The sequence below is a fragment of the Rhodococcus sp. 05-340-2 genome (assembly GCF_002258915.1).
Lineage (GTDB): Bacteria > Actinomycetota > Actinomycetes > Mycobacteriales > Mycobacteriaceae > Rhodococcoides.
Genome location: NZ_NOYU01000032.1, coordinates 182,432 through 206,703 on the forward strand (window position 1 = coordinate 182,432; position 24,272 = coordinate 206,703).

Here is a 24,272-nt window from a genome sequence, read left to right on the forward strand (position 1 = left end):
CTGTCACGTTCCCCCTCGAACGCGCCACTGACGGCCGCCCCCGGTTGCCCCTATTGTTCTAGTAGACCAGCGGTAGAAGCTGTTCTCGCAAGTCCGCATCCTTGTACGCAGCCCTCACGTCGTACGGGAGGCTGATGTAAACGCCCCCCTCTGGGTGAGCATTATCGAAAATCTCCACCAGCTCGTCATCGCTCACGCCGTTATCCAACGCAGTCTTGATCTCGTGCCAGTGGGAACCGAATTTCGTGCGTCCCTCATTATCTCGGGTCTGGTGCCATAACATCCGATACGCCCGCAATTCCGCGTCAGGTTCCCCGGAATCCGCAAACAGCGACGCTGACTGCGGCGTCAACTTCCATGACAGCCGTCGCGACGACAGGTCCGCTCTGCGGCCTGCTGCTGTAGCGCTTCCGCGCACAGTGAAGTTCCTCTTACTGGTCAGATGCTTGGACCCCTTGACGAGTGACCAGAACGGGAACATGACGGTAACGGTGCTACCTGGATCCAGTCGAGCCGACGTGGAATCGTGTCCCTCATATGCTTGGACGACGACCCCCTCGGTGTTCCTTCGACCCCTCTTCCACGGCCAGGATGAGGAGCGCCCGAAATCAAGCGAGATATTCTCGACTGACACGGAAATTCGGCCAACATTGGTGACCTTGATCAGGGCCAGCTCGACCCCTATCTTGGACACCTCGGGGCCGTCGAACATATCGAAGTTGGCTGTAAGGCCACTCCGCCCTGCTCCTCTGTAGATAGTGTGATGTCTGTCCAGGTAGTCGGGCATGAGTCGAACCTGCAACCGCGCGCCTGATAATCGATACAGCATGAGCTGCCAGAACAGTCCGCCAAGCGTGATGAAAGCACTCGCGCCCGAGACCATGAGAGCAACTTCGGAAGTATCCATTGCGCGAGTCTAGTTGCGAGCTCGAAAGTTGCTGTAGTCCAGTGAAGTACATGGGATGCCGCGCTACTTGACGACCGGGTCCGAGATGCGTTCACGAAACAAGAGCAATCTTCAGAAGAAGGCCAGCTGTGCATCGTCGACCCGATTGCGACCGGTGTTCGCAGCGCGGGGCCTGACTACCTGCCGTTGTCGAGCTGGGACGTGGAGGGCTGCAGCGTGCTTCGGGCTAAGTTTTGCGACCGCCAGGTGCGTCAATTCAATCCGCACGCGAGATCTTTCTTGGTCGCGGGCACGCCCCACCGCAGTGTCCCGCTGCTTCCACGTCGACTCCCACATACGCGATCCGGCCACCGGTGCCGACATTGCTCGATCGGTCAGCCGGTCGAGCAGTTGATCGACCCTGTCCACCAGAACGTCGGCGAGCTCGTCAAGCACACGATCGGGCACCGGAGTTACCCCCATGTCGTCGCTCTCGCTCACACGCGACACCGTAGAGGTAGGTGCCGACACGTATCGCTGAACTGGCTGAGCGGACACAACCAACTGCGATGCTCAGATCGATCGCTACGATCATCGAATGCCGTTTGACGAGGGTTGTCCGATTGGCGAGTCTGTTCTGCGGAGCAAGCCGTCGGTTCAGGCGAAGTCGTCGACAATATCGACGCTTGCCAAGCCCTCGTCGACAGTCTGACCTCCAGCTCGTGGTGGCAGTCCAACTTTCCGAACGCCGACACCGCTGGTCCGCTCCGGATGGTGGCGAAGCCGCTGAGCGTGATGTTGAAGTCGACAGGCCGTTCTCGCCCGCTGCGTGCACTACGACAATCGGGAGACCGCGAAAACCGCAGGTACAGCGGGCCGCTCGCAGACCGCCCGCGCGGCCCTCGACGCCGGGCAGCTCACCCTCGATCAGGCCGCGATCGTCGCGGAGTTCGACGCCGAAGGCGACACCGCCGCCATCGAGAAGCTCCTAGGAGCGCGGTACGACTTCCGGTGGACCGCGCAGCGTTTGCTCAACGACCGCGCTGAGCGCAAAGCCCGCGCCGAAGCAGGCATCCCCTACGCCGAACGAGGGTTCACCGTCCTCGAGGAAGAACCGGCCTACGGCGACCCGTACCTGCGCGCGGACGATCTGGTGACCGCCGACGGTGGCCCAGTGACCGACGCCGTGATCGACGGCGCAGCGGGGCACTGGGCGTTGTGGCTGTCGAAGGAAGAGCGATACACCCTCACCGCCACAGGCGAAATTATCGAAGAGGACAGCATCGACTGGGACACCGAGGACAACCTGTCGGCAGAGCCCGAGGCCGGACTGCACCACCACAAGGACATCGGAACCGCCGAGGTCTGGGTGCCGGAATACTTCACCTCAGACCCCGACGCCGCTGGTGTGAAGCCAGGGCCGATCCTCGCGGCCGCGTTGGCCGCACCCGCCGGTGACGTGGACCCGCCGACGCCGAGGCAGTCGCCCAGGCCGCCGAGCAGAAGCGGCTCGCCGCCGAGGCTGCAGCGAAGGAAGCCGAGAGGGCCGCGCGTCGGCGCACCAAGGCGCTCAACGTCGCATCTCTCGCCGCGACAGTGGTCCGCAAGGAGTTCCTGTCGAAGTTCCTCACCAGCAAGACCCTGCCGAAGGGTGCCGCGAAGGGGATCACCGACACTCTCGTCGAAGAGCCGGGACTGCTCACCCAGAACAAAGCCTCCGAGCACCTCGCGGAGCTGCTTGGTGTCACAGTCGACAAGCCCGCCACCGAGCGGTGGGGCGACTGGAAAGAACGCGCCGCACGCGATGCTCTGGCACCGGTGATCGACAAGGCCAGCGACACTCGCGCGCAGGTGATCCTGCTCGCGCAGATCCTTGCCGCCTACGAGGCACGGATGAGCGGAACCGGCAAGGATTGGTGGAAGCGCAGCGGCTACGGGAACCAGGACAACTACCTGGACCTATTGGTCGAGCACGGTTACGACCTAACTCCGGTCGAGCAGGTCGCAGCCGGAACGCTCACCCCCGAGCAGGGCTACGACGCATTGACCGCCCCCACCCAGGAGAGCATCACCGACTAGAAATCGGAACCGGTAGCGGGTACCCCTACGGTGCCCGCCACCGGCGGCTCGACGTCCCCGGCCCGGGTCGAGGGGGCCTGCGGCGGCCCCTCGAGCTCCCCCGCTCGGCGCACCACCACCGGCGCCCGCTCGCGTCGACGCAGGCGGCTCGCCGCCCGTCAGTGTGCGGCGTTGTACGCCTCTTCGATATCGGCCGGGATGCGGCCGCGTTCGCTGATCTCGTAACCTTGGTCGAATGCCCACTGCCGGATCGCCCGCGTCTGCTCCGGATCACGCTTGACCGATCCGCCGGCCGCTGTCGCGGTCGACGCGGCAGCGGGGGAGGGCTTACGCTTGCGGCCACCGACCCGCGTCGCATGCCCGACGTAGTAGTCGAGCTTCTTGTGAAACTCGGTGGCGTTCTTCGCTTTCAGGTCGATCGAGTACTCGACGCCGTCGATCGCGAACTCGATCGTTTCGCCGGACTCGTCGTCGATGACCGACCCGTCGATATCGTCCACCAATTGGGTTGTCACTCGTTTGGCCACAGCCGGAAAACCTTTCATCGACACATTCGCAATGCGCAACCGCATTCGTCTTCTCAAGGATAACCAGCGTCGATATCCGCATTCTTCATCGACACGGTAATTCGAGCCGCATTCGATTTCCCGGAAAAGGACATACAGGCTGCGAGAAAGTAAGACAGCTGGGCCGCTGGTCAGCTATTGAATCAGCCACAGACATTGCAGTGCAACAATATTCGGTCGCGTGAACGCGTCCGCACGTCCCCTTCGGGGCCGCCCCATATGGGTCACCATTTTGGTCGTACGAGTCGCCCGAGTCTGACATGCCGGGGACCCCGACCAGTCAACCCACGGTCGCAAGCTCCCTCTTCGGGGTTGACAGGCCACCCGTTATCTTCTTCCCAGCCCCTGGCCAGTGGGGGCTGGTCGACTGATCCGGTATGGCTTACAGGCCACCGGCCGACTTCAGGTCTCGGCGAGTGACGCCGCCGGATCGGTAGGCACCGATTCACCGCTGATAGAGGCATGGCTACAACGACGGGTCTGCATAACGTGGGTGACGGGAACGGTGCCCCCGACCACCACAACCCGAAGGGCAGGGGAGACGTTGGACAACAGTAGTTATCAGGTGTTCTGCGGCATCGACGTCGGCAAGACCAGCCACTACGCGGTCGCGCTGAACCGAGACGGTGAACGCCTCACGGGACCGACACTTGGCTCAGGTCGACTCGCGGGAACCCCGCACCGGTCGAGCCCAGGCCAGGGCACGCCGACCCTCCGCACTCGCGACCTGAGCGCGATACCGACGAAGACACGATAAAACCCGTGTTCGAAACACACTGCTGCGCAGTGCGCTAGAGAGCCGCGCTAGCCCTGTACCGGCGACACGGCCAGGGAACCCAAGTTGTCGAAACAGCGCCGCCCCCATGACCCGCCGTCACGGACGGCGGTCCTGGATCTTGCCTCCCGTGGCCCAGCAGTAAGCAGCGACCGCCCAGTTGTAGTCGTGGAACGACGAGTAGTTGTTCTTCGAATACACGCACCACTTGATTTTGTCAGCGGCGAGGTGAACGTTGTCGGCCACAACGCTTGGTGTTGCGGCCGGACGTGATGCGGGCTGGCCACTGGCGGTCGCACCCACCGCGGGGACGAAAAGCAGGCCCACAAGGACTGCGACCGTTGAGATTCGCTTCTTCATGAAATTCCCTCCACTATCTGACAAGGCACACGGGAGCGGTTCCCGCCGGATATTTGTACCGCGCTGACTTTGCATCGGAGCCCTCTGCCGAGCTAGTTAGAACGATTGAATGAACGGCACCCTGACGCGGTGGACGGGCGCGGGATTCGGTCAGTTGGGTAAGGTTGGCGTGAATTCGGCGGCGTCAGCGAAGTCGTCTATGTGCGGTCTACGCATAACGGACCCCCTTTCTTCGCCTCCCACACGGGCTGGAATATCACCGACAGCACTGTCGTGGTAGAACTCGACGGCGTTCGATCCCAATGCCCCGGGTACCAACCATCAGCCGCTACGAGCGGCCACCTGCCGAGAGGCGCACTGGCGAACACCGTCACCAACATCGAACGTCCAGTCATTCGAACGAATGACTGTTGCCGGAATCGCCGCACCGCCCCGTGCGTCCAAACCGGACATGGACCACAACGAGCGCGCAGCCATCCGATCGGAAGGCCACGACCCCGACCACCCGGCCGTCTCCCACGCCCTCGACCAGGTGAAACGCGACCTCCGGCTATATCGGCACCTCGCCTGGACCTTCACCGCGGCCGACCTCGACGGCCACGCCGTTCCCCGCTGAACCGGCTCACCAGCACATTCGACAGTCGAACACGCGTTCGATAGTCTGACGGTAGTTCCTACCGGCACGGCGAAAGGTCGATCCCCATGGCCACCGTCAACGCCATCCCCGACCTCACCGGACTCGACAAAGCCACCCAACTCGACGTCCTGCGCCGCCGCATGGCCACCGTCCCCGGCGGCCGCCGCGACCACGCACCCACCGAACTCCCCACCATCACCGCACCCGAACCAGCGCCACCCACCGCAAGCGGTACGGACCTCACGGGCAAGACCGACGATCCGGAACCACTCAGCGCCGCTGTACGCGGCAAACCCTGCGAACCATGCCCCGTACCCCCACCGCTAGATGCGCTGCTCCCACGCCGAGCCCTGACCCGCGGAACCGCCGTCTCCGTCACCGGTGCCGGGTCCATGCTGACACCGGTTCGGGCCTGGGCTGCCGTCACGGTGCTCGCGCTGGCGGTGTTCGCGGTGACCGCTACGGAGATGCTGCCCATCGGAGTCCTACCAGCAATCTCGGACGACTTGGGTGTCGGTGTCGGTGTCGCGGGTCTGTCCGTCAGCCTGTACGGCATCGTCGCCGGCGTCCTCGCCCCTGTGGCGACCAGGTGGACGCGTGCGGTCGACCGCCGCACCGTGGTGCTGATCATCGTCGCTGTGTTCGTACTCGGTAACGCTGCGACCGCTCTGGTGACGTCGTATGCGCAGCTTCTGGCGGTGCGGTTCGTGGTCGGGATTGCGCACGGGTTGATGTGGTCGATCGTCGCTGCGGTAGCAGTGCTTCTGGTTCCGCAGCCTCAGCGGATGAGAGCTACCGCGGTGACCTTTTCGGGCATCTCCCTTGCTCTCGTCTTCGGTGTTCCGGCAGGAACCTGGATGGGGGAGTGGGTGGGGTGGAGAGGTGCATTCGCGGCCCTCGCCGGTCTGACGGCGGTGGCCGGTGCCGCCGTTGTCGTACTGATACCGGCCTTGCCCGCGTCGCGATCCGCCCAGGCTGCGAGCAGCATTCGAGATGTTCTGCGACGCAGTCGAATCAGACGAGTTCTTCTGATCACCGCAGCTGTGGTGATCGGAAAGTGCGCTGCCTATATCTATATCGCGCCCTACCTTCTCGGCGGTGTGGGTGTCTCCTCGGACGTGGTCGGCGGGTACCTGTTGATCTATGGGATTGCCGGGGTTGCGGGGAACGCGCTAGCCGGGTTCGTGTCCGCGCGCTCGCCGATGATGCTGGTGGTGGGTGTTGCCGTCCTGGCCGTCGTGTTGCTGGTTCTCGCTGCTCCTATGGGTGCACTGAGCGTGTTCGTGTTGGTCGGTGTGTGGGGGCTGTCGTATTCGGCGCTACCGGTGCTGTTGCAAACTGCAGTGTTCGATGCCGCACCGGACTGCCGCGAAGCGGCGACGTCGTTGTACGTGTTGGTGTTCAACGTCTCGATCGCCGGCGGCGCGTTGGCCGGTGCTGTCGGTATCGATGTGCTCGGACCCATAGCGCCGATAGCTCTCGGAGCGGTTTTCTGTGCGCTCGGGACCGTTGCGGCTATCGGTGCGCGTCGGTCGTGAAAGGCCGTGCCGGGACGCGATCCCGCCGCCCTGCGCGCTTGCGAGCCCTGACGGCCCGCAAGCGCGGCCCTATCCGGACTAGGCGGGGACGTCGACACTGCAGCGCCGTGCGGTGCGTGGAGCCGGCTGATCCGGTAGTAGTTGTGTCGTCGATGGCGCTCCTGAATTCACCATCTGATCAGGGTGTGGTTGCGAGTATCGATTGCATGTCGTGGGTCTCGAGCAGTTGTCGGTAGTTTGCGTCGGGCATTGCGTTGATCAGTAGCCGTCCACTGATGTCGGCTTTGATGTATTCGACGGCGAGCAGGCCTGTGACCGGATTGGTGGTCAGCACTGCTTCCGCTGGTGAGCGGTCGCCGAATTCGGCCACGACGGTGTCGACATCGTCGGCGACGGCCACAGCGAGGCGTCGACCGGACAGCCTCAGTCGTGCGCTCGCCCCACATTCGGAGAGGTCATAGACCTTCGGACCGCGGAGGGTACGTGGACCGTAGATTGCAACATGCGTCTGCACCCCACGCTGTGCTGCACGCTCGAGGGCAGGGCCTGTAGCGTCGAGCTCTTCGTCCCAGATGCCGGCGAACAGTTGCGAGTGCGCAGTGTCGATGAGGCGCACGAATGCGTCGAGAATCGATTCTCGCGTGTAGAGCGACCACACCAAACCCGCGCGGTCGGCAGCGGGCATGGCATCGAGCTCGTCGATCGCCGCTGCGACATCGGCCTCGAATCGCGCAGCGAGCCCGGTGAGGAGATCGCGGTGCGGAACAGCTCCGTACAGAACAGGCTCTGATCTGTTCACCACAACCGCGCCTTTGGTTTCGAGGCGGGCGAGGGTCTCGTACACCTTCGACGGCGGCATACCTGCTCGCTTACTGACTTCGCTGCCGTTCATCGGAGACTGCCCCACCAAAGCGGTATAGGCCTTGGCTTCGTATTGGGAAAACCCGAGCCGCATCAGGGCCGACTGCAGCTTCGATGTCGGTTTGTCGTTCACATGAGCAGTGTATTCCTCTTGCCCATCTCTTCACTACCCTGGTAGTACTGTCTATGTTACTACCGAAGTAGTGAAAGGAAATTGATGCATACACGTATTTCGTCGGGATCGCCGTGGGAATCATCGGTGGGCTATTCACGTGCCGTGATGGCAGGCGACACCATCTACATCTCGGGCACTGCGGGAGAGGGCCCGGATGTGTACCGGCAGACTCTCTCCGCGCTCGCAACAGTGGCCACGGTCCTCGCCGAGTCAGGGTTCGAATTGTCGGAGGTGGTGCAGAGTCGCCTCGTCGTCGCTGACTTCGAGAATTGGCAAGACGCTGCCCGTGCTCACGGCGAGGTGTACGGCGAGGTCAAGCCGGCATTTTCGTTGGTGCACGCGCTGCCGTTCGTCGACGCGGAGACACTCGTGGAAGTCGAGTGCATCGCGGTACGTCACCGTGCCGTCTGAAAGTGTTGCACGCGTTGATGATGTGGCCGTAGATCGCCCACTGACCAGCGCCGAACTTGCAGTGTCAGCGGTAGTAGCGGGGATCGCGATCGCCAACGGTTACGCCATCGCACCGGCGTTGGGCGAGGTTGCGGCCGATCTGGACGCATCGTTGACGGTCGTCGGGTTCGTCACCTCCGGATCGCTCGTCGGGTATCTCGTCGGTGTGCTGATGCTGGTTCCGCTCGTCGATCGGATGCGGCCCGCTGTAGTGATCGCGGTGCAGTTGCTGGCACTCTCAGCGGCTCTGTCGTGTGCTGCGTTGGCTCGCAGCGCTGCGGTGCTGATCGCAGTGTTCGTCCTGATCGGGGTGCTGACCTCGGTGGCTGGGCAGTCCAGTGCACTTGTCGGCCGCTTGGCCGACCCGGTCAAGCGGGGTACCGCGCTCGGCGTCGTCGCGGCTGGGATCTCGGCGGGCATCGTCTCCAGTCGACTCGTCGGAGGAATACTTGCATCCGCGTGGGGGTGGAGGGCGATGCTGGCGATCTTCGCCGGATGTTGTCTGGTCGCTGCATCGGCAGCTTTGGCAATCCTACCGAGAGAGGTGCCGTCGGGCGCAGGTCGTCGGCAGTCGGTAGTGCGGACCGCCCCGGCACTGTTGATGCGTCACCGATCGTTGCGGCTGGCGGCTGCGAGTGGAGCACTCTGGTTCTTCGCATTCAATCTCATCTGGGTCGGCTTGTCCCTGGCACTGTCGGCTGAGCCGTATTCACTGAACGGGAGGACTATCGGTCTGTACAGCCTGGCAGGGCTTCTCGGTTTGGCCGCGACATGGCCGGCGGGCAAGCTCACTGACCGCTGGGGAAGCCGCCGAGTCATGCTGGCTTCGCTGAGTGTCACAGCCATTGCTGCGCTCCTTCTCACCGTGGCCCTCGGCAATCCGGTCTGGACGACGCTGGCACTCGCTGCCTTCGACGCAGGATGCTTCAGTGCCCAGGTCGCGAACCAGGCCGCGGTCGTCGCTGTCGACGACCGTCGCGCGGGCACTCTCCTCGGGGTCTACATGCTGATCTATTACAGCGTAGGAGCGTTGGGAACCGTCGTCGCCAGCCTACTGGCGACCTTCGGCGAATGGCCTGCAACGACCGTGGCCGCTACCTCCGCTGTGGCCGTAGCCACAGCGCTCACGTACCCCTCACCACGCACCCGTCTGGTATCCGCACGACCCTGACGTGAACCCGACTCGCCCCAGGGGCCACGCCCCGCGTTCCGGACACCGGGGTTTGTTCATCGAGGGCATAGACAGGAGAATCAGCATGACCGCATGGAACCTGGATCGTCAATTGCGCACAGGCGAAGGCGCAGTGCGATGGTCCACTTTCGGGACCGGTGATCCCATTGTTCTACTTCACGGAACACCGTTCTCGTCGCTGATCTGGAAAGACATCGCTCACGGTTTGGCCCTTACCCGGCAAGTGTATGTGTGGGACATGCTCGGGTTCGGGCAATCCGACAAGAACATCAGCCAGAACGTCGGTTTGGCGAAGCAAGCCGACATCTTCGGCGACCTGCTCGACGAATGGGGTCTGGGCAGCCCGAGCGTGGTGGCCCATGACGTCGGAGGTGCTGTCGCTCTTCGAGCAACTCTGTTGGGAGGGAGAATGTTTCGTGATTTGACGCTGGTCAACGCGGTTAGCGTCAATAGCTGGTCTTCCGGGGGATTCTTCAGCACTGTGAAAAACGATGCGGCAGCATTCTCGGCCCTTCCCGAGTACGCACACAAGGAATTGGTGACCAGCAAGATCAGCGACGGAAGCCATGTCGGTCTCAGTGCAGGTGTCCTCGACGCGTTCGTCGACCCATGGACAGGCACTGCAGGTCAGGATGCCTTTTACCGACAGTACGAACAAGCCGACGAAACCGACACCGACGAATTTCAAGAACTACTGGGTGATCTCGCGGCCCCAACAACGATCCTGTGGGGCCGACGCGATCGATGGCTCGACGCAGAATACGCCCTGAGACTGCGTAAGCGATTGCCTCGCAGTAATTTCCACTGGATAGAAGGCAGTGGACACATGGTGCAGCACGATGCCCCCGCTCGGCTACTCGCGCACTTGCTCACGCCGCTGGACCAGGCAGCGTCGCCCCCAACCTTGCGTCACAATGGCAGCCGCAAGTTCACTGAGCGCTGATACAGCTCGTCACGGCATCGCTGGGATTCCAAGCGACGTCGCGGTGCCGGATCCTGTCGTCCGGTCGAGGCCGACGAGCTTCGCTGCTGCCGCAGTGAGGCTGGTCTGGAGACCTTCGGCTTCGCCGGTCCAGCCGTTGTTTCGTGCCTCGTGAATGCGGTCGCGGAGGTTGGCAATGATGGCGGTCAGCCTCGTTCGAGCGGTCGGATCGACCTGCTGGCTGGGGCATCGGATGCAGGCATGTTCGTGTTTGCACGGAGTGTTGTAGGGGGCGACCGCAGGTTCAGAGTTCGAGCTTGCGATGCTCGGGGTGATGTTGGAAGTCGTTCCACTCCGCGTCGGTGGGGCTGCGGTATTCGTCGTCCGGTCGTTGCGCACGTCGGGCATCGAGAAAAGTTCGACAGGAGCGAACGAGCTTCTCGTCGAAGACGGCGGTGTAGATCTACGTCGTCGAAATATGCTTGTGCCCCAGCAGTTTTGCGACGATGTGGATGGGCAGTCCGCTGCCGACCGACTCGGTGGCAAACATGCGTCGAAAGTCGTGCGCGGTATACCGAAGCGGGTTGCCGGCGTTGTCGACGATCCGTGTCCCGGCGAGAGTTTGGTTGAGCCACTTCTGGATCAAGGTCCGTGCTGGGACCGCCCATTGCCAGCCCATTCGATGCTGGAACAGATGCGGTAGCGGTGGATTTCTGATGCGCTCGTGGCCGTCGTATCGCGCCGTGAGGGGCACTGCTCCGCCGTTGGTGGTTCGCAGGCGCGCGATGATCGTCGCCAGCACTCTCGCGAGTTCCGGACTGACCAGCAGAAGGCGTTCTTCGCCGGTTTTGGACGGGACAATCTGCAGCATCGGCACGATCTCGCCGGTCGATGGCAGTGTGTAGGACACGACTGCGAGGTGGGTGAGTTCGAGGAGTTCCTCCACTCGAATTCCGGTGTGGCGAAACGTCTCTATCACAGCCCATGCCCAGAATGCGTCGTGCTCTTCTATTTCGATTTCGATGATCTCACCGGTGTCGATGACTTCGGCGAGCACCGGTGGATGATCGTGCTGGTAGCTGGATTTCGTGAACGAGGGCGCGATGGACCGGCGGTAGCACACCCCGAGATGCTCGAAGGTCTCTCCGACCGCCACCGACGCGGTGGCAGTGAGTAGCGCGGCCGGTCGATCACAGATTGGACCTGCGATCAATGAATAACGCTAGTACCTCTATCGAACCGGCCGAAGACCACGTCGGCCACGCCAATACGGTCTTAATCCACCCACGAGTGCTGACCGGGGCTTTGGCCACTGCCATCGTCCTCACCGTCGGTATAGCCGCGGCGTCCTTCTGGCTGTCCTTCGCAGCCCTGCGGGATCTCGCCACAATGGCAGGTACCGAGCCTGGGAGAGCCTGGGTGATACCCGTCGTCCTCGACGGCGCAATCGTCGCCACCACGGTCACCGCAATCGCACTGTCTCACCACACCGACCCACGAACAGTGCGCGGGCGCCGCTTCGTCCTCTGCGTTCTTGCCGTCGCAGCCGGAGCCTCGATCGCAGGCAACGCCTACCACGCAACACTGACCTCAACCGTGATGCCCGCTTTCGTTGCAGCCGGCATCGCCACCATCGCCCTAGTCTTCCTCCTGGCGATGACCGAAGTTCTCGCCGTCATACTCCGAGCACCACGCGCCAGCCGTCTGGAAACGTCGTTGCCGAAGAATGTGATTGGCAGTCTGCCGAGCCGTGAAGGCGCTCCGAAGCCGGTCGCCGAACCTACAGACGAAGCCAGTACCCAGCAGCTCAGCGACCTGTTTGACGCACACGGAGCCCTGCACGACGACGTCTGGACAACAGCGTACCTCTATCACAAGCATCCCGAAGCGCAGGGAAATTTTGCAGCAGTCGCTCGGATGCTGAAAGTCAAAACTTCAACAGTCACCCGGCGCTACGACAAGCTGGTCCAACTCGTCGTAGACGTCGCGGAATCGAAAGTGCCCAATCATCTCCTCGCCCTGCATGAAGGCTCGAAGGAGGCACAAGTAGCAGCCGGCTCGGATGCCCCGTACGAGGTAGAACAACAGGCGGCCACCGGTGAGTACGCGGAGGCGACACGATGACGCAGCAACGAGACTCGCGCCTCAGTCAACGCCGCCGCCGCACACGAGTTCGCCGACCGCGGCTACGCCGGCGCTTCGATCAACAGCATTATCGCCAACTCCACATCCACCAACGGCCCGATCGGATCCGACCGCCTCGCAGCGTCCGCCCTTCTCGCCGACCCCGCCTTCAACCGCGTCATCAAGGAGGCCGGCGTCACTGGCCGGTCGGCTTTGTATCAATACAATGGTCCATCGCCGACCTCGTCCGACTTCGATCCGAGCGATGACACTGTGTTCTCCACAGTTGGCCGGGGGTGGAATGTTCGTGGCTCGCTCGGCAAACGCGAGGCATACCCTGCGGGCGCACCCGTGTTGTCCGCATGCATCGTCGGAGATCCCGTATGCGACCTCAACTCCGTCGGCCTCGGTGGCATCAACGCGAAAGAGGCCGCCGAGAAGAGCTGGTACCACGGCCTCTACACCGATGTGAACTTCCAGGACACTTCTGCGACTCTGGCCACTTTCGTGGGCAAGGCCGCAGCGGGCATGGCGAAGGGCTGACCGATGAACAAGACAACCACCCTGCTCGCAGGGCTCACCGTCGCAGGGTCCGCCCTTCTCACCGGCTGCTCCTCGGCACCCGAGATCACCGGTATGTGGGACTCCACCGGTCCATCGAGCACCGTCTACTTCTACGACGACGGAAGCTGCGAAGGCATGATGAGCGTCGACATCGGCGGCCCGATGTACTGCACACTCTCGGACGACGAAGCCGACGGCTACTACACGATGAAGGTCCGCCAGAGCGAGAACACGGCGACCTACCTCGTCCAACCCGACGGTGACGACCACCTCGGCGTCTACAACTCGTCAGGAACCCTGGTCTTCGAGCTCGACCGCATCTGACACCCACGAGACGGCGCACGACCCACGAGAACAACGGGTCGTGCGCCGTTTTCATGCCTGTCAACGGATCCGCGATCGGCAGCGGCAACCGGCGTGGCCGACGCCCAGCGCGTACCGCGACACCGACATGACGCGCTACCGCGACACCGAGCGTGGCCACGCCCCGTCGCTCCGCACAGTCACCGCACGAGCTCCACGACCGGGAGGTGGCCACACCGCGATCGGAGACGAGCGTCATGCGTCCGCCTGTCGGCGGTGCCGGCCACCCTCCGGGCGTCCACCCGAACCGAGCTCCGCTGCGCTCCGCACCGTAGAAGAGCATCGTTCTTTCGGGCATCTGGCTGCCGGCGAGTCTGCGTCACCCGTGCCCGCCTTACCCACCCCTGACTCCGCTGCGCTCCGGCCCTGCGGGCGCCGAAAACTTTTCACGAACGCCTCCGGCTGAAAACTTCCCGGCCCAGGGGCGGGACGACGTTCCCGTGCGCCGCCTACTCTCCCCACGCCAGATGACGGCGAAAGAACGCGGGGTAGGACGCAAGACCGACCCGGCACGAGTTCCGAAGGGCAGCAACAGTTATGACCGAGACCACGAACACCGACGCCGTCACCTGCATTGCGGACGGCCCCGATTGCACCGGCGACGTCGAATACCGGGACGCACTGTCCGGAACCGGGGTATCGCATCCGAGGTGCGACAAGCACTGGCAAGACCGGCTCGACCTCGAGGACGACATCCGCCGCCGCTACCCGGCCCACGCACCCGCCGACTTCGACCCCACCTACGCAGGCGAGCACTGGGACGAGGACTACTGACCCGCCACGCTCACCACCCCCACCCGACCCGCACCGACCGAGGAGCAAAGGCCATGACCACCAACGACATCGACGACTACTGGACCACCTACGACAAGGCCCTCGACGCGGCCGCAGAATGCCGGAGCGTCGAAACCCTGATCGACACCCTGAACCGCTACTACCCGCCCTCGTCCGGAGTCGCGTTCTTCCCCAACGGAGCCGACCGAGACCTACTCGGCACCCTCACCGACGCCGGACACTTCGATACCGTCTGGATCCACGCGGACTACCACTTCGCACTCCGTGACGGCCGCGGAGACGGATTCACCTACATCGAAGGCGACATCGTCCGCGGAACCTCACGCCGGTAACCGACCGCCCCGGTGCCAGACGGCACCGGGGCCACCAACCCCGCACCACCTGGAAGGAACGCCCCTGATGCCCGCTCAAGCATGGGTGACCCTGATCGTCGGCGTCCTCGCCGTCGTCGGCGTCGCCCTGACCGTCCGTCAACGCACCGTGGCCGACAAACGCGCCCAGGCCTGGCAACGGATCACCTGGTGCTTAGAACGCACCACCAGCGAGAACGAGGCCGAAGCCGCACTGGGCTGGGATATCTACACACCGGTGACCGACTCGCCGCTCATCACCCGAACCGAACGAGACGTGCTGCGCGCCGTCGCGACCCGGGCGTTGTGGCGAGCACTGGCGTCACCGGCACAAACCGAGGACACTGACAACCAGAACGAGCAGGAGGACCCACGATGACCACCACCGAGAAGCGCACTACCGCCGCCCGCCCACAGGTAGCGCGGGCCGCAGCACGGGCATCGGTCGCGTTGTACGAACGTGACGGCCTCGAGGTACCCCAGTGGATCCGCGACGCTGCCGAAGGGCGCCCGACCACCCCACCGGCAGAGCAGCCCTGACACAGGCACCAGCCGCAGACCGACAAGGCCCGCACCCGACACAGGGTGCGGGCCTTGTCCGTTGCCCAAGAGGGGCACAGCGGCTCGCGTAGGACCGGGCCACCCTGCGGGCGTCCACCGAATCGAACTCGCCACCGCAAAGCGGCGGTGATCGAGTCAATGCCCGGATTCGGCCCGCTGCTCGGTGCCGAGCTCCTCGCCGCTGCAGGCGGCGACGTGTCGGTGTTCGGCACAGCGGATCGTTTCGCCGCCGTTGCCGGTCTTGCTCCGGTCCCACGCGACTCCGCCCGGATCAGCGGCAACCTCCGCAGGCCGCGGCGCTATGACCGGCGGCTAATGAGGGCGGCCTATCTCTCCGCCCAGCTCAGCATCCGATCGTGCACGGAGTCCCGCATCTACTACGACCGCAAACGAGCGGAGGGCAAGCGACACACCCAAGCTGTTCTGGCGCTTGCCCGACGCAGATCGAACATGCTCTGGGCAATGCTGCGGGACGACACGCCGTACCACCCCAAATCCTCCGCTGCGCAGCGCAATACAGAGATGTTGCGGCGTGAGCTGGAGTGCGTAGCAGCGCTAATTAGCGAACCGGTCACCGCCGTTGACCGGTTGTCGTGAAGTCCAACGGTCGCTGACGTCGGGGCGGTTGGCAATCGACCTTGGGTGCGGTTCGTTCGCCGGCCGGGCGGAGCTCATCAGGACGGCGAGTCCAGCCATGATCAGCGCGACACCGAGCCATCCCGCGGTCGTGGGTCGTTCACCGACGAAGATGACCGCGAGTGCGGTGGCGAATACGGGTTCGCTGAGTGTCAGTGTCGTGGCGGTCGCGGCATTGATCCTGGCGAGGCCGTGGCTGAACAATATATAGCCGCCGAACATCGGGACGATCGCGAGGTAGGCGATCACCGTGAGGGGTCGTCCCGACAGGTCAGAGGTGAATGCCGCGGCGACGACGATGGGAAGCAAGGCGATGCCGCCGGCGCCGAAGACGGCCCCTGTCGATGCGCCGCGATTGATGCCGCCGCTCATCAGGTCCCGCAGTGATCGGGAGTAGCCAGCGTAGGTGAGTCCGGCGACCAGCCCGAGAGCGACACCGGCAGCGGCGGAGGTGTCGCCGGGTGAGTGGACGCCGCTGCTCATCAGCACCGTCCCGCCGATTCCGAGAGCAGCGGCGACGATCCAGGCGCGGGTCAGGCGTGTCCCGTCGAGAACACGGTCGACGACAGCCGAGGCCAGGGGAGCGGATCCCAGAGACACCGCAGTGCCCACCGCGATGCCTCCGATCCTCATCGAGGAATAGAACGCCAACGGGTAGATCGCCACGCACAGCCCACCCGTGAGCACGACTGCCCATCGGGCCATCAACGTGGGGCGAGCGCGGCGGAGTGCGTCGACGTTCAGTGCCGCTTGGAGGAGACCGCCGATGCCCATCGCCGCAGCACCGATCGCGAGTGCGCTGATCGTCGGGGCGAGCGACGCGGCGGTTCCGGTGGTTCCCCACAGCACGGAGGCACCCAGTACGGCCGCCGAGCCGAGCATTGTGCTGTTCACAGCGTCGCGAGGATGTTCTCGGCGATGGCCCTGGCGGCGAGGACGCGGTCCGGCTTTCCTTCGAGACCGGCCCGCGACATCGCGCCTTCGAGGATGAAGGACAGTTGCTCGCCCACTGTTCTGGCGGTCGATACCGGGTGTGCGCAGCTCAGCTCTTCGATGATGATGCTTTCGACCTGCTCTTTGTGCGTGCGGACGGCGACCCTCCCGGGGGCGTCGGCGGGCAACTCGGCTGCGGCGTTGAGAAGGCCGCAGCCGCGGAAACCGTGCGGATACGCCATGCGTGCGTGATCGAGGTAGGCGTCGAACACTGCCAGCACCCGATCATCTGACGTCGTCGCTTCCGCACGTCGGCGGGCATGGAGCCGGAGCCACTCCTCGTGCCGCTCACCGAGATAGACCTCAACCAGATCGTTTTTCGACTCGAAGTTGTTGTACAAGCTCATTTTCGCCACACCCGCCGCGGCGGTGATGGTGTCGATCCCGGTTGCGGCGATGCCGTCGGCATAGAACAGCTCTGCGGCAGCGGACAGGATCCGGGTGCGTGCCGACGGGGATCGAGTTGATGTCATGAGGTAACCATGCCACTCATTGGGTAGACCTGTCTACCTAAACAGGCACCTCGTAGCGTCACGCCAGACTGTTTCGCCCCCTCCGGCGGCGACCGAGCAGAACGGCCTGCGGCCGTGCTTGACAAAACCTATTGAGATTCCCTTCTGGCCTTCCGATTTTGACCGGCGGTGACCTCCGCGCAACCGCCGGCGTCCGCTGCGCTCCCGGCCCGAAGGGCTCCGGAAACTTTTCACAGACGCCTGCGGCTGAAAACTTTCCGGCCCGACCATTGCACTCCGGCCCCCTCCTGCCGGTCCAACTCTCCTCTGCCAGAACGGCAAAAAATTGGCGGGCCACCGAGGTTCGCCACGTTGAGCAGAGGAGCGCGAGATGTCGAAGACCACCGCCCAGAAAGCCCACAGCATCACCGACACCGACAACTACGGCGCAGTGGTCACCCACACCACCGCCACCATCGTCGGACGCCAGAAAGCCGTGGTCAACGTCCATGCCGCCGCCACCGACGACGCCCAGATGATCGTCACCTTCAACCGCCTGATGATGACCTTCCGCTCTGCCGCCGCCGTGCACGCGTTCATCGCTGGACTGGCCGACGCCCGCACCCTTATCGGTCGAATCGACAACCAGGCACCCCAGCCAGGGGGGCCGGGCGACGACTACGCCCGCGCCGCCATGTCCGTTGTATGGATCGCGCCACCGGAAACCGCCGTCACGCCGCGCGAGCAGTACGTACCCGCCCGGCGGCGCACCATGCACTGGGTCGAGGTCCACATGGGACCGGTCACCTGGCGCATCATCGACCGCCTCGGCTACGTCACCATGCTCGACGAGCTCCGAAACGTGCACCGCATGGCCGTCGCGATCTTCACCGACGGCGACCAGTACACGAGCGACCCGACCACCCTGACCGACGCATTCGACGACGCCGAACGCGAACACCAGGAAGACATGGCTGCACCCTGGCGTCGACGCCTCTAAGACGCTCTCAGCCCCCGGCCCCGGACCCGACACGGTTCCGGGGCCGAGTCATCTCCATCCACAGGCGAATCTTCTGTCCCCAGATTCCGGAAAATGCCTGCGCATCGCGGACCTCGCTCGCGCTCGGTACGCGATGCTGGAAGAACCACGCACCACAGGCCGCCCGGCTCACCCACCCGAAGGAACACGACACCGATGATCACCTGGACCGTCACCACACGACCCGACCGCCAACCCGAAACCATCACCGCCGCAGGATCAGAACCAAGCCTCATCGCAGCGAAACGCGCCGCCGCCGACGCAGTCCGCTACGCCCTCCTCGACGCCCAGGCCCACGCAGACGCCAGCCCCACCAACACCCCACCGACCTACCTCGTCACTATCGACGAAGCCTGCGCCCTTATCGTCAGTCTCGGAGCCTGCCGACCCGGCAACTACACCGGCGTGCTCGACAACCTCGAACACTTCGACGGCACCGCCACCCACCTGCTCTACCTATGATCAGGGGACTGCAGACCTGAAAGCGTTGCGAGAGAACAACTCTGTCGGTACCCACTGCCACACTCGACGTCATGCGAATCAGAACCCTCGACGGACCGCCACTGCCAGCCGAAATCGCAGCGAACACAGCGCGACTCCTCGCACTCGTGGAACTGAACAACGCCCGGCCCCAACCGGAACCGAACGCCACGGCCAACGACCGCAGTCCCCACGCGCGACACTCCTGAATCCGCCAACCCCTACAACCAAAAGCCCGGTGACCACGAACGGCCACCGGCTCCTGGCGCTTCTACCTATCAGCCATAGAACAACTGCAACAAAGCAATCAGCACGTCAACGGCCCCGTGAACCCACGGACCCACCACATCCCAGACCGCCAGCAGCACTGCCCACACAGGAGGCGAAACCTCGTCACCCTGCCACGGCACATCGACACCGAACACGTTGCACACCAGCTGAATCCGCCAGTGCACCTGCGCCAGTGTCGACAAGGTCCTCACGGGTCGTGAACCCCTGAACCTCGCGAACCATCCTCTCCAGCCTGCTCGCCCGGTCTCGGACCCATCATTCTTCTCTGCAGCCACAATACTTTCCCTTCGTAGTGAAATTCCGTCCCGTTGTTGGGGTGATTTGCGCACACGTGTGGCATATCGGCCTTTCGGTTGGATTCTCGATATCTTGGCTCAGCGGTTGCTTCGCCTCCATTAGAGTCCCATATCGAAGGGCCTTTCCGCAACCCCCCAAATGAATGCACGGTGGCCCCGTATCGGCAGGTCAAGGCCGGTTTATAAGTTTAATCGCGTACTTATCAAGTGCGAATTATTACCGGAATAAAGCAGCGGATATCTCTGATTCCTTTCCGGATATTCGCGATTAATTGCGTGGAATAGATAAATGTTCGACAAAAGAATCTATCCAGGGTCTACGAGCTGCCGCGACACCGAGCGTGGCCGGTCTCCGTCGCTCCCGCACAGTCACCGGGCGAGCTCCTCAGGTGGAGGTGGTCACCTGCCGACGTCGACGAGCGGTCTCGCATTCCGCCTGCCGGCGGTGCCGGCCACCCTGCGGGCGTCCACCAAACCGAACTCCGCTGCGCTCCGCACCGCGAAAAGACATCGGTTTCTTGTCGCACATCTGGCTCCCGGCGATACTGCATCACCCGTGCCCGCCGCCTCAACCCCTCGCTCCGCTGCGCTACGGCCGAAGGCTCCGAACACTTTTCGTCCCGTACTCGCTGCGCTCCCACGAAAACTGTCCGGCCGCAGGGTTGCCCCGTCGTTCCCGTGCGCTGCTGTCTCTCCTCACGCCAGATGACGGCGACAAGAAACTGGCAGAGCAGGCCGGGGGACCGGTCACGACGGAGGAGGCACCAGTCATGGCCACACGAACCAAGATCAGCGCAGCGGACAAGGCCGAAGCACGCCGCGAGCTGGCGGCATCACTGCACGCCTCGATCACCGACAAAGTAGCCGAGCTGACCAGCTCCGACACCTGGCGCGCGTACCTCGACCACGTGGCCTCGTTCCACTCCTACAGCACTGGCAGGGTTGCCGTATTCGACCCTGCGAATAGCGAGACTCAGGAGTGGCGGTCGGCGGCGTAGTTCGCCCATTGGCCGCTGGCTCGGAGCGTGTGCTGCGCGACGGTGTGTGCGTTCAGACCCAGCATCGCGGCGAGTGCGCTCGGTGGGAGCTCTCGGGTGAGGTGGGCGATGGCGGACAGTCTCAGGGCCTGCGGACTGATACCGATGCGACGCAACCGGTTACCGAGCGCCGTCGCCGTGAGTGGTATGTCAGCACGGTGACCGGGGAAGAGCCATGTCTGAGGTATCTGCTCGGCGGTTCCTGCGCGTCGTGGTCGGGGTAGTTGCAGTGCGATCTGGGCGAACGGATCCGGTAGCAGAAGCGTGTCGGCGCTGCCGAGCCGCAGTTCCACCCCGGCGTCGGTTTCGGTGACGTGGGCAGTGGTGAGTCCGGCGATACGGGTCAGTGGTTGGGCGAACAGCGCGATCAAGGCGCCGGCGAGCCGGTCGGCGGGGTCCAGAGACTCGTCGTGGACGAGGCGTCGGCAGATCTGCCACCTCTCGTCGTCGTCGGTGGGGACTTCCGCTCGGCCTCGGTAGCTCGAGGGGAGGGTGAGTGTGCGGGGTAGGTGCCGGTTGCGTCGTGCCCACGTCAGGAAGGACCGCACGCGCCAGTGGGCGGCTCCAGGCGCGCTGAACCAGGTGTCGATGTCGTGTTGTGTGCACTCGCCGAGCTCTGTCGAGCGCTGCTGCAGCAAGTCGAGGAACAGTGCCGATTGGCGAATCTGTGAGCGAGCGTTCTGGGCGCCGACATGGCCTTCCCGCTTCTCGGTCGCCGCGCGCAATCTGGGGAGTACGGCCCACTGTGTCCACCGGGTCAGGAGTGCGCGGTGGTTCGGGGTCAGGCTGCTCAGTAGTTGGGGGAGTTGGGCTTCGAGGCGGCGCAGGCTGCGGTCGAGGTCCGGGCCGAGGATGCCGGTGGCGACGAGGAGTGAGCGCAGGTGCTCGACCGACTTCGGGTGCGGGAGGGTGTCGAACGAGGTGTGTGTGAGGGCTGTGCTGCCGTCCTGGATGGAGAGCAGCAGGGGTGTGGTGCGGATCAGCCACCGGCGGGTGGTGACGGGTTCGGCGTGCAGGAGCGGCTGCCGCAGCGGTGCGAGGGGGCCGTCGGCATGAGGAGGGATTATCGCGTCGAGGCGGCGGGTCAGTGTGCACCGGTGACAGAGGGTGTCGCCTTCGGCGCCGGTGAGAGCTGATCCTGTTGCATCGCAACAGGTGCAGGTGCGACGCGCCTTCTGGCGGCACCACCGGCAGGTGTCGGCGTCGTCCAACAGTTTGTCCGGCTTTCTGCAGCCGGCGCACGTACCGCGGTGCTGCGTGGCTCGTTTTCTGCAGCGGTCGCACACCGTCATGCCGCGAACCTCGGCGGTGGTGCAGATGCGACACCGTCCTGCGATCACTGTCGCCGGATGTCGGCGCGTCGTGGTGTGCGGGTCTTGGCGCGGGTGGTCGCGGCAGCGGTGTCGGGGCGGTGTGTCGATGTTCCGGTCGCGGTCCCTGTGGCGGGTTCGGCGATCGGTTCGATGAGGTCGTTGGGTGTGCAGGTGAGGATGTCGCACAGTGCCATCAGCGTGCGCAGGCTCAGACGTTCGGGTGTCCCGGTGACCAGGCGATACACCTGTGCTTCGGAGAGTGTGATGCCCCGTTCGGCGAGGAGGGGTCCGAGTCCGGTGGTCGCGAAGATGCCCTGGTCGGCCAGGAGGCGGCGCAGATGCCACTGGTAGTTCAGCTGCGGGTGCGGCATCAGTTCTCCTCGTCGGTGCTCGCGGTGGTGAACGCCCGACTCAGTGCTCGTCGGAGGGCGTTGTTCTTGTAATCGGTGCCGACGCTGGTGTAGATCGCGGTGGTCGATCCCCAGGAGTGTCCGAGTTGTTGTTGGACGAAGAGGTGATCGAACCCGTCCTCGAGCAGATGTGTCGCATACGAGTGGCGCAGACAGTGCGGGCCGAGGTGCTTCTCGAGCCCGACGGCGTCGCGGTACTCGGCGAACCGTTGGGAGATCGACACCGCTCCCACCCGTGCGCTGCGCTCGGTGGGCCAGAGGGCGAGTTGGTCGGAGTCGTAGAGGGGCCGGATCTCGGTGACCCACTCGTCGACGGCCTCGGCGGCCCATTCCATGGTGGTCAGGACCGTGCGGCGCCGCGGCGGTCCGCCGGAGAGGGCTTTGCCGTGGCGCACCGACAGCGCCCCGTAGCGGCCGAACTCGGTGGCCGCGGGGTTGGCGGTCCAGTCGACGGTGTCGAGCATCGAGGCCTCCCGGCGGCGTAGGCCCCAGGCGTAGATCACCTTGAACAGCGTGGCGTCGCGATAGCTCGCCAGCCATCCTTTGCGGCCGGAGGCGCCGACCCGGTTCACCCGGGTGTCGCAGTAGTCGAAGAACGCCTGCAGCTCGTCGCGGGTCAGCGGCCGATTGCCGGGTCGCCCTTCATAGTCGCTGCGGTGCACGACCATGTTCCACTCGTGGAAGATCTGCACCGGGTGCACCCCGAAGTGCCGCTCACAGACCTCGTGCCACCGGTAGCGGACGTCGGAGATGTAGCTGCAGAAAAGCGATGCCGCCATCTGATACAGCCGCACCGTCGAATGCGCGGCTCCCGACTCCACCAGATGCGTCGTCCACTCCTCGACGTCCGCCGACGACCACTGCCACGGGTAGTCGTTGGTGAAGACCACCAACCGGCGCACGATCTGTGTCCGCCGCTCGATGGTCAGGTTCGCGAGCATCCGCGAGCGCTGCTGTTGCTCCCACCCTTCGATCATCGCCGCGAGCACGGTCTCCTCGGGCGCGAGCAGCGACAGACCGTCTCGCATCAGGTGATCTGCCGACCCCCCGGCGCGAGAAGCGCCGGACCCGACGGTATCCATGGCCGACATCGCATGAACGTATCATGCATCCAATGCAAGTTTCGTGATGACGCCGATGGATGCGTGGTGATCAACGGCTCCGCCGGTCAGGAAGTGGTGACAGCGTCACCGTCACCGTCGACGACCGGGCTTTCGGTCCGAATAGTGTTCGTGGAGAACGTGAGCAGGTTCCCATCGCCGTCGACGGTCGCGAATTCCGTCGTCCCCCAGTCCGTCGCGACGGGGTGGCCGGCGTCTGCCGGGTGCAGAACGCCCGCGCGCGAGAGTTCGTCGTACAGTTCCGTGATCTCGTCGACGGTGATGCGGCAACTGGCCGTTCCGGCGAGGAAGGTCTCCGCTCCGCTGCACACCGGCCACGGCGCAGGGTCGGTGCGGGTGGTCCAGCTGTCGTCGTCGGAGGCCCACAGGTGGATCTCGACGTCGTCTCGAGTGAGCTTGGCGAAGGTGGGATCGGAGTACTGCGCCGTGAAGCCGAAGGCGCGGGTGTAGACGGCGATCGCGGTCTCGATGTGCCGTACCGGCAGCGCGGGGACCGCTCTGGACATAGCCATGGGCAACACTAACGCCGGCGAACGCCACGAGGGAGTGAACGCTGCCGTGCCTTAGGGGAGTGCGTGCAGGTCGAGGTTCACTGGTCGCCGCGCGGGCGCTACCGCTCAGTGTTCGACCGGGGCGGCGGGACGCGACCCTTCGCTGCGTTCATCGTTGCAGCGCTTCGCCTTTCGATTGCAGCGACGCGGCGAGTTGGTCGACGGTCGGCAGACCCGCCAGGCCGCGGTCGGTCGAGTAGACGCGGCAGGCGAGTTCGGTCAGTTGCACGGCATCGTCGAAGGCATCGACGCCGTCGACAAGGATGGTCGGTGAGCCGGCGAAGGCCGACGCCGCTGCCTCGGCGTCGGACGAGATCAGCCGGTGACCGATCTCGATGTCCGACTGTCCGATCAGGCTGGCCGCAGCGCGAACCCGGTCCGCAGCTTCCTGCCAGTTCGGGCACCCGTCGAAGTACAAGATTTCCACCTTCATACGAGCGAGTCTGCCCTCGAAT

The 24,272-nt window shown here is 64.3% G+C and carries 31 protein-coding genes and 1 pseudogene; 18 read left to right on the forward strand and 14 right to left on the reverse strand.

The window, feature by feature from the left end:
- Window positions 1–58: 58 nt before the first annotated feature.
- Window positions 59–907 carry a hypothetical protein gene (locus CH271_RS20515; RefSeq protein WP_032393662.1) on the reverse strand — a complete coding sequence of 283 codons (849 nt, stop codon included), beginning with the start codon at window positions 905–907 and terminating at the stop codon, window positions 59–61.
- Window positions 908–1,018: 111 nt separating this feature from the next.
- Window positions 1,019–1,387 carry a hypothetical protein gene (locus CH271_RS20520; protein WP_141216013.1) on the reverse strand — a complete coding sequence of 123 codons (369 nt, stop codon included), beginning with the start codon at window positions 1,385–1,387 and terminating at the stop codon, window positions 1,019–1,021.
- 1,095 nt (window positions 1,388–2,482) lie between these two features.
- On the opposite strand from CH271_RS20520, the gene CH271_RS20530 reads away from it, so the two are divergent.
- Window positions 2,483–2,965 (forward strand): hypothetical protein, encoded by a 483-nt coding sequence (locus CH271_RS20530; protein WP_032393665.1) that lies wholly within the window; start codon window positions 2,483–2,485, stop codon window positions 2,963–2,965.
- A gap of 158 nt (window positions 2,966–3,123) precedes the next feature.
- On the opposite strand, the gene CH271_RS20535 is transcribed toward CH271_RS20530, so the two are convergent.
- A complete protein-coding gene (locus CH271_RS20535; RefSeq protein ID WP_032393735.1) occupies window positions 3,124–3,492 on the reverse strand; it encodes a histone-like nucleoid-structuring protein Lsr2 in 369 nt (122 codons plus the stop codon).
- Between the two features lie 913 nt (window positions 3,493–4,405).
- Window positions 4,406–4,666 carry a hypothetical protein gene (locus CH271_RS28500; protein WP_141216014.1) on the reverse strand — a complete coding sequence of 87 codons (261 nt, stop codon included), beginning with the start codon at window positions 4,664–4,666 and terminating at the stop codon, window positions 4,406–4,408.
- Window positions 4,667–5,069: 403 nt separating this feature from the next.
- Between CH271_RS28500 and CH271_RS20540 the strand changes: the two genes are divergently transcribed.
- Window positions 5,070–5,282, forward strand: coding sequence for a hypothetical protein (locus tag CH271_RS20540; RefSeq protein ID WP_094618289.1), 213 nt, complete (start codon window positions 5,070–5,072; stop codon window positions 5,280–5,282).
- A gap of 86 nt (window positions 5,283–5,368) precedes the next feature.
- Window positions 5,369–6,841 (forward strand): MFS transporter, encoded by a 1,473-nt coding sequence (locus tag CH271_RS20545; protein ID WP_094618290.1) that lies wholly within the window; start codon window positions 5,369–5,371, stop codon window positions 6,839–6,841.
- A 178-nt stretch (window positions 6,842–7,019) separates the two neighbouring features.
- On the opposite strand, the gene CH271_RS20550 is transcribed toward CH271_RS20545, so the two are convergent.
- The gene (locus CH271_RS20550; protein ID WP_032393538.1) at window positions 7,020–7,835 is read right to left on the reverse strand and encodes a TrmB family transcriptional regulator; all 816 of its coding nucleotides are present in this window, start codon (window positions 7,833–7,835) and stop codon (window positions 7,020–7,022) included.
- 84 nt (window positions 7,836–7,919) lie between these two features.
- Between CH271_RS20550 and CH271_RS20555 the strand changes: the two genes are divergently transcribed.
- The 3 genes from CH271_RS20555 (at window position 7,920) to CH271_RS20565 (ending at window position 10,462) form a co-directional block, all read left to right on the forward strand.
- On the forward strand, window positions 7,920–8,288 hold the full coding sequence (locus CH271_RS20555; RefSeq protein WP_032393539.1) for a Rid family hydrolase: 369 nt from the start codon (window positions 7,920–7,922) through the stop codon (window positions 8,286–8,288).
- A gap of 22 nt (window positions 8,289–8,310) precedes the next feature.
- Window positions 8,311–9,498 (forward strand): MFS transporter, encoded by a 1,188-nt coding sequence (locus CH271_RS20560; protein ID WP_052049163.1) that lies wholly within the window; start codon window positions 8,311–8,313, stop codon window positions 9,496–9,498.
- 85 nt (window positions 9,499–9,583) lie between these two features.
- Window positions 9,584–10,462 (forward strand): alpha/beta fold hydrolase, encoded by an 879-nt coding sequence (locus tag CH271_RS20565; protein WP_052049164.1) that lies wholly within the window; start codon window positions 9,584–9,586, stop codon window positions 10,460–10,462.
- A gap of 442 nt (window positions 10,463–10,904) precedes the next feature.
- On the opposite strand, the gene CH271_RS29380 is transcribed toward CH271_RS20565, so the two are convergent.
- Window positions 10,905–11,654 (reverse strand): tyrosine-type recombinase/integrase, encoded by a 750-nt coding sequence (locus CH271_RS29380; protein ID WP_230596585.1) that lies wholly within the window; start codon window positions 11,652–11,654, stop codon window positions 10,905–10,907.
- Here CH271_RS29380 and CH271_RS20575 point away from each other — a divergent pair.
- The 8 genes and pseudogenes from CH271_RS20575 to CH271_RS20605 form a co-directional block, all read left to right on the forward strand.
- Window positions 11,654–12,565 (forward strand): DUF2637 domain-containing protein, encoded by a 912-nt coding sequence (locus CH271_RS20575; protein WP_082322322.1) that lies wholly within the window; start codon window positions 11,654–11,656, stop codon window positions 12,563–12,565. The two genes, CH271_RS29380 and CH271_RS20575, sit on opposite strands and share 1 nt — an antisense overlap.
- 273 nt (window positions 12,566–12,838) lie before the next feature.
- Window positions 12,839–13,108 carry a hypothetical protein gene (locus tag CH271_RS20580; RefSeq protein ID WP_032393540.1) on the forward strand — a complete coding sequence of 90 codons (270 nt, stop codon included), beginning with the start codon at window positions 12,839–12,841 and terminating at the stop codon, window positions 13,106–13,108.
- 3 nt (window positions 13,109–13,111) lie between these two features.
- Window positions 13,112–13,453, forward strand: a complete 342-nt coding sequence (locus CH271_RS20585; RefSeq protein WP_032393541.1) for a hypothetical protein — start codon at window positions 13,112–13,114, stop codon at window positions 13,451–13,453.
- 576 nt (window positions 13,454–14,029) lie between these two features.
- Window positions 14,030–14,266 carry a hypothetical protein gene (locus tag CH271_RS20590; protein ID WP_032393542.1) on the forward strand — a complete coding sequence of 79 codons (237 nt, stop codon included), beginning with the start codon at window positions 14,030–14,032 and terminating at the stop codon, window positions 14,264–14,266.
- Window positions 14,267–14,319: 53 nt separating this feature from the next.
- The gene (locus CH271_RS20595; protein ID WP_032393543.1) at window positions 14,320–14,619 is read left to right on the forward strand and encodes a hypothetical protein; all 300 of its coding nucleotides are present in this window, start codon (window positions 14,320–14,322) and stop codon (window positions 14,617–14,619) included.
- Window positions 14,620–14,686: 67 nt separating this feature from the next.
- Window positions 14,687–15,016, forward strand: a complete 330-nt coding sequence (locus CH271_RS20600; RefSeq protein ID WP_032393544.1) for a hypothetical protein — start codon at window positions 14,687–14,689, stop codon at window positions 15,014–15,016.
- A complete protein-coding gene (locus CH271_RS28940) occupies window positions 15,013–15,177 on the forward strand; it encodes a hypothetical protein (protein ID WP_155288773.1) in 165 nt (54 codons plus the stop codon). Before CH271_RS20600 ends, CH271_RS28940 begins: the two co-directional genes overlap by 4 nt.
- Before the next feature lie 129 nt (window positions 15,178–15,306).
- Window positions 15,307–15,705 (forward strand): annotated as a pseudogene (locus tag CH271_RS20605) (IS110 family transposase); the annotation flags it as partial.
- Between the two features lie 48 nt (window positions 15,706–15,753).
- On the opposite strand, the gene CH271_RS20610 reads toward CH271_RS20605, so the two are convergent.
- Together CH271_RS20610 and CH271_RS20615 are read right to left on the reverse strand one after the other, a co-directional pair.
- Window positions 15,754–16,728 (reverse strand): DMT family transporter, encoded by a 975-nt coding sequence (locus CH271_RS20610; protein ID WP_032393545.1) that lies wholly within the window; start codon window positions 16,726–16,728, stop codon window positions 15,754–15,756.
- Window positions 16,725–17,300 carry a TetR/AcrR family transcriptional regulator gene (locus tag CH271_RS20615; RefSeq protein WP_032393546.1) on the reverse strand — a complete coding sequence of 192 codons (576 nt, stop codon included), beginning with the start codon at window positions 17,298–17,300 and terminating at the stop codon, window positions 16,725–16,727. The genes CH271_RS20610 and CH271_RS20615 overlap by 4 nt, the downstream gene beginning before the upstream one ends.
- A gap of 370 nt (window positions 17,301–17,670) precedes the next feature.
- Here CH271_RS20615 and CH271_RS20620 point away from each other — a divergent pair, with 370 nt between their 5' ends.
- The 3 genes from CH271_RS20620 (at window position 17,671) to CH271_RS28945 (ending at window position 19,007) form a co-directional block, all read left to right on the forward strand.
- Entirely contained in the window at window positions 17,671–18,279 is a 609-nt protein-coding gene (locus tag CH271_RS20620) for a hypothetical protein (RefSeq protein WP_052049165.1), read from the forward strand.
- 195 nt (window positions 18,280–18,474) lie between these two features.
- Window positions 18,475–18,780: a hypothetical protein gene (locus tag CH271_RS20625; protein ID WP_032393547.1), complete on the forward strand. Its 306-nt coding sequence runs from the start codon at window positions 18,475–18,477 to the stop codon at window positions 18,778–18,780.
- Window positions 18,781–18,851: 71 nt separating this feature from the next.
- A complete protein-coding gene (locus CH271_RS28945; protein ID WP_155290773.1) occupies window positions 18,852–19,007 on the forward strand; it encodes a hypothetical protein in 156 nt (51 codons plus the stop codon).
- Between the two features lie 69 nt (window positions 19,008–19,076).
- Here the strand turns inward: CH271_RS28945 and CH271_RS20630 are convergent, their stop codons facing one another.
- The gene (locus CH271_RS20630) at window positions 19,077–19,280 is read right to left on the reverse strand and encodes a hypothetical protein (RefSeq protein WP_094634685.1); all 204 of its coding nucleotides are present in this window, start codon (window positions 19,278–19,280) and stop codon (window positions 19,077–19,079) included.
- 875 nt (window positions 19,281–20,155) lie between these two features.
- On the opposite strand from CH271_RS20630, the gene CH271_RS20635 reads away from it, so the two are divergent.
- Window positions 20,156–20,383, forward strand: coding sequence for a hypothetical protein (locus tag CH271_RS20635; RefSeq protein ID WP_141216015.1), 228 nt, complete (start codon window positions 20,156–20,158; stop codon window positions 20,381–20,383).
- On the opposite strand, the gene CH271_RS20640 is transcribed toward CH271_RS20635, so the two are convergent.
- The 5 genes from CH271_RS20640 to CH271_RS20660 all read right to left on the reverse strand — a co-directional run bounded on the left by CH271_RS20640 (window position 20,359) and on the right by CH271_RS20660 (window position 24,250).
- Window positions 20,359–21,633: a hypothetical protein gene (locus CH271_RS20640; RefSeq protein ID WP_141215153.1), complete on the reverse strand. Its 1,275-nt coding sequence runs from the start codon at window positions 21,631–21,633 to the stop codon at window positions 20,359–20,361. The two genes, CH271_RS20635 and CH271_RS20640, sit on opposite strands and share 25 nt — an antisense overlap.
- A gap of 125 nt (window positions 21,634–21,758) precedes the next feature.
- A complete protein-coding gene (locus tag CH271_RS20645; protein WP_032400201.1) occupies window positions 21,759–22,106 on the reverse strand; it encodes a helix-turn-helix domain-containing protein in 348 nt (115 codons plus the stop codon).
- Window positions 22,106–23,236 (reverse strand): tyrosine-type recombinase/integrase, encoded by a 1,131-nt coding sequence (locus tag CH271_RS20650; protein WP_241258386.1) that lies wholly within the window; start codon window positions 23,234–23,236, stop codon window positions 22,106–22,108. The genes CH271_RS20645 and CH271_RS20650 overlap by 1 nt, the downstream gene beginning before the upstream one ends.
- Before the next feature lie 77 nt (window positions 23,237–23,313).
- On the reverse strand, window positions 23,314–23,778 hold the full coding sequence (locus tag CH271_RS20655) for a VOC family protein (RefSeq protein ID WP_052047650.1): 465 nt from the start codon (window positions 23,776–23,778) through the stop codon (window positions 23,314–23,316).
- A gap of 148 nt (window positions 23,779–23,926) precedes the next feature.
- The gene (locus CH271_RS20660) at window positions 23,927–24,250 is read right to left on the reverse strand and encodes a hypothetical protein (protein ID WP_037190622.1); all 324 of its coding nucleotides are present in this window, start codon (window positions 24,248–24,250) and stop codon (window positions 23,927–23,929) included.
- Between the last annotated feature and the right edge of the window lie 22 nt (window positions 24,251–24,272).

What these genes read in the sequence shown, in the direction of transcription:
- CH271_RS20620 (WP_052049165.1), top strand. Translation starts at nt 17,671, where the DNA reads ATGTCGAAGACCACCGCCCAGAAAGCCCACAGCATCACCGACACCGAC.
- CH271_RS28500 (WP_141216014.1), bottom strand. Translation starts at nt 4,666, where the DNA reads ATGAAGAAGCGAATCTCAACGGTCGCAGTCCTTGTGGGCCTGCTTTTC.
- CH271_RS20615 (WP_032393546.1), bottom strand. Translation starts at nt 17,300, where the DNA reads ATGACATCAACTCGATCCCCGTCGGCACGCACCCGGATCCTGTCCGCT.
- CH271_RS20575 (WP_082322322.1), top strand. Translation starts at nt 11,654, where the DNA reads ATGAATAACGCTAGTACCTCTATCGAACCGGCCGAAGACCACGTCGGC.
- CH271_RS20660 (WP_037190622.1), bottom strand. Translation starts at nt 24,250, where the DNA reads ATGAAGGTGGAAATCTTGTACTTCGACGGGTGCCCGAACTGGCAGGAA.
- CH271_RS20555 (WP_032393539.1), top strand. Translation starts at nt 7,920, where the DNA reads ATGCATACACGTATTTCGTCGGGATCGCCGTGGGAATCATCGGTGGGC.
- CH271_RS28940 (WP_155288773.1), top strand. Translation starts at nt 15,013, where the DNA reads ATGACCACCACCGAGAAGCGCACTACCGCCGCCCGCCCACAGGTAGCG.
- CH271_RS20585 (WP_032393541.1), top strand. Translation starts at nt 13,112, where the DNA reads ATGAACAAGACAACCACCCTGCTCGCAGGGCTCACCGTCGCAGGGTCC.
- CH271_RS20655 (WP_052047650.1), bottom strand. Translation starts at nt 23,778, where the DNA reads ATGGCTATGTCCAGAGCGGTCCCCGCGCTGCCGGTACGGCACATCGAG.
- CH271_RS20635 (WP_141216015.1), top strand. Translation starts at nt 20,156, where the DNA reads ATGGCCACACGAACCAAGATCAGCGCAGCGGACAAGGCCGAAGCACGC.
- CH271_RS20565 (WP_052049164.1), top strand. Translation starts at nt 9,584, where the DNA reads ATGACCGCATGGAACCTGGATCGTCAATTGCGCACAGGCGAAGGCGCA.
- CH271_RS20540 (WP_094618289.1), top strand. Translation starts at nt 5,070, where the DNA reads ATGACTGTTGCCGGAATCGCCGCACCGCCCCGTGCGTCCAAACCGGAC.
- CH271_RS28945 (WP_155290773.1), top strand. Translation starts at nt 18,852, where the DNA reads ATGCGAATCAGAACCCTCGACGGACCGCCACTGCCAGCCGAAATCGCA.
- CH271_RS20515 (WP_032393662.1), bottom strand. Translation starts at nt 907, where the DNA reads ATGGATACTTCCGAAGTTGCTCTCATGGTCTCGGGCGCGAGTGCTTTC.
- CH271_RS20600 (WP_032393544.1), top strand. Translation starts at nt 14,687, where the DNA reads ATGCCCGCTCAAGCATGGGTGACCCTGATCGTCGGCGTCCTCGCCGTC.
- CH271_RS20545 (WP_094618290.1), top strand. Translation starts at nt 5,369, where the DNA reads ATGGCCACCGTCAACGCCATCCCCGACCTCACCGGACTCGACAAAGCC.
- CH271_RS20645 (WP_032400201.1), bottom strand. Translation starts at nt 22,106, where the DNA reads ATGCCGCACCCGCAGCTGAACTACCAGTGGCATCTGCGCCGCCTCCTG.
- CH271_RS20595 (WP_032393543.1), top strand. Translation starts at nt 14,320, where the DNA reads ATGACCACCAACGACATCGACGACTACTGGACCACCTACGACAAGGCC.
- CH271_RS20590 (WP_032393542.1), top strand. Translation starts at nt 14,030, where the DNA reads ATGACCGAGACCACGAACACCGACGCCGTCACCTGCATTGCGGACGGC.
- CH271_RS20625 (WP_032393547.1), top strand. Translation starts at nt 18,475, where the DNA reads ATGATCACCTGGACCGTCACCACACGACCCGACCGCCAACCCGAAACC.
- CH271_RS20650 (WP_241258386.1), bottom strand. Translation starts at nt 23,236, where the DNA reads ATGTCGGCCATGGATACCGTCGGGTCCGGCGCTTCTCGCGCCGGGGGG.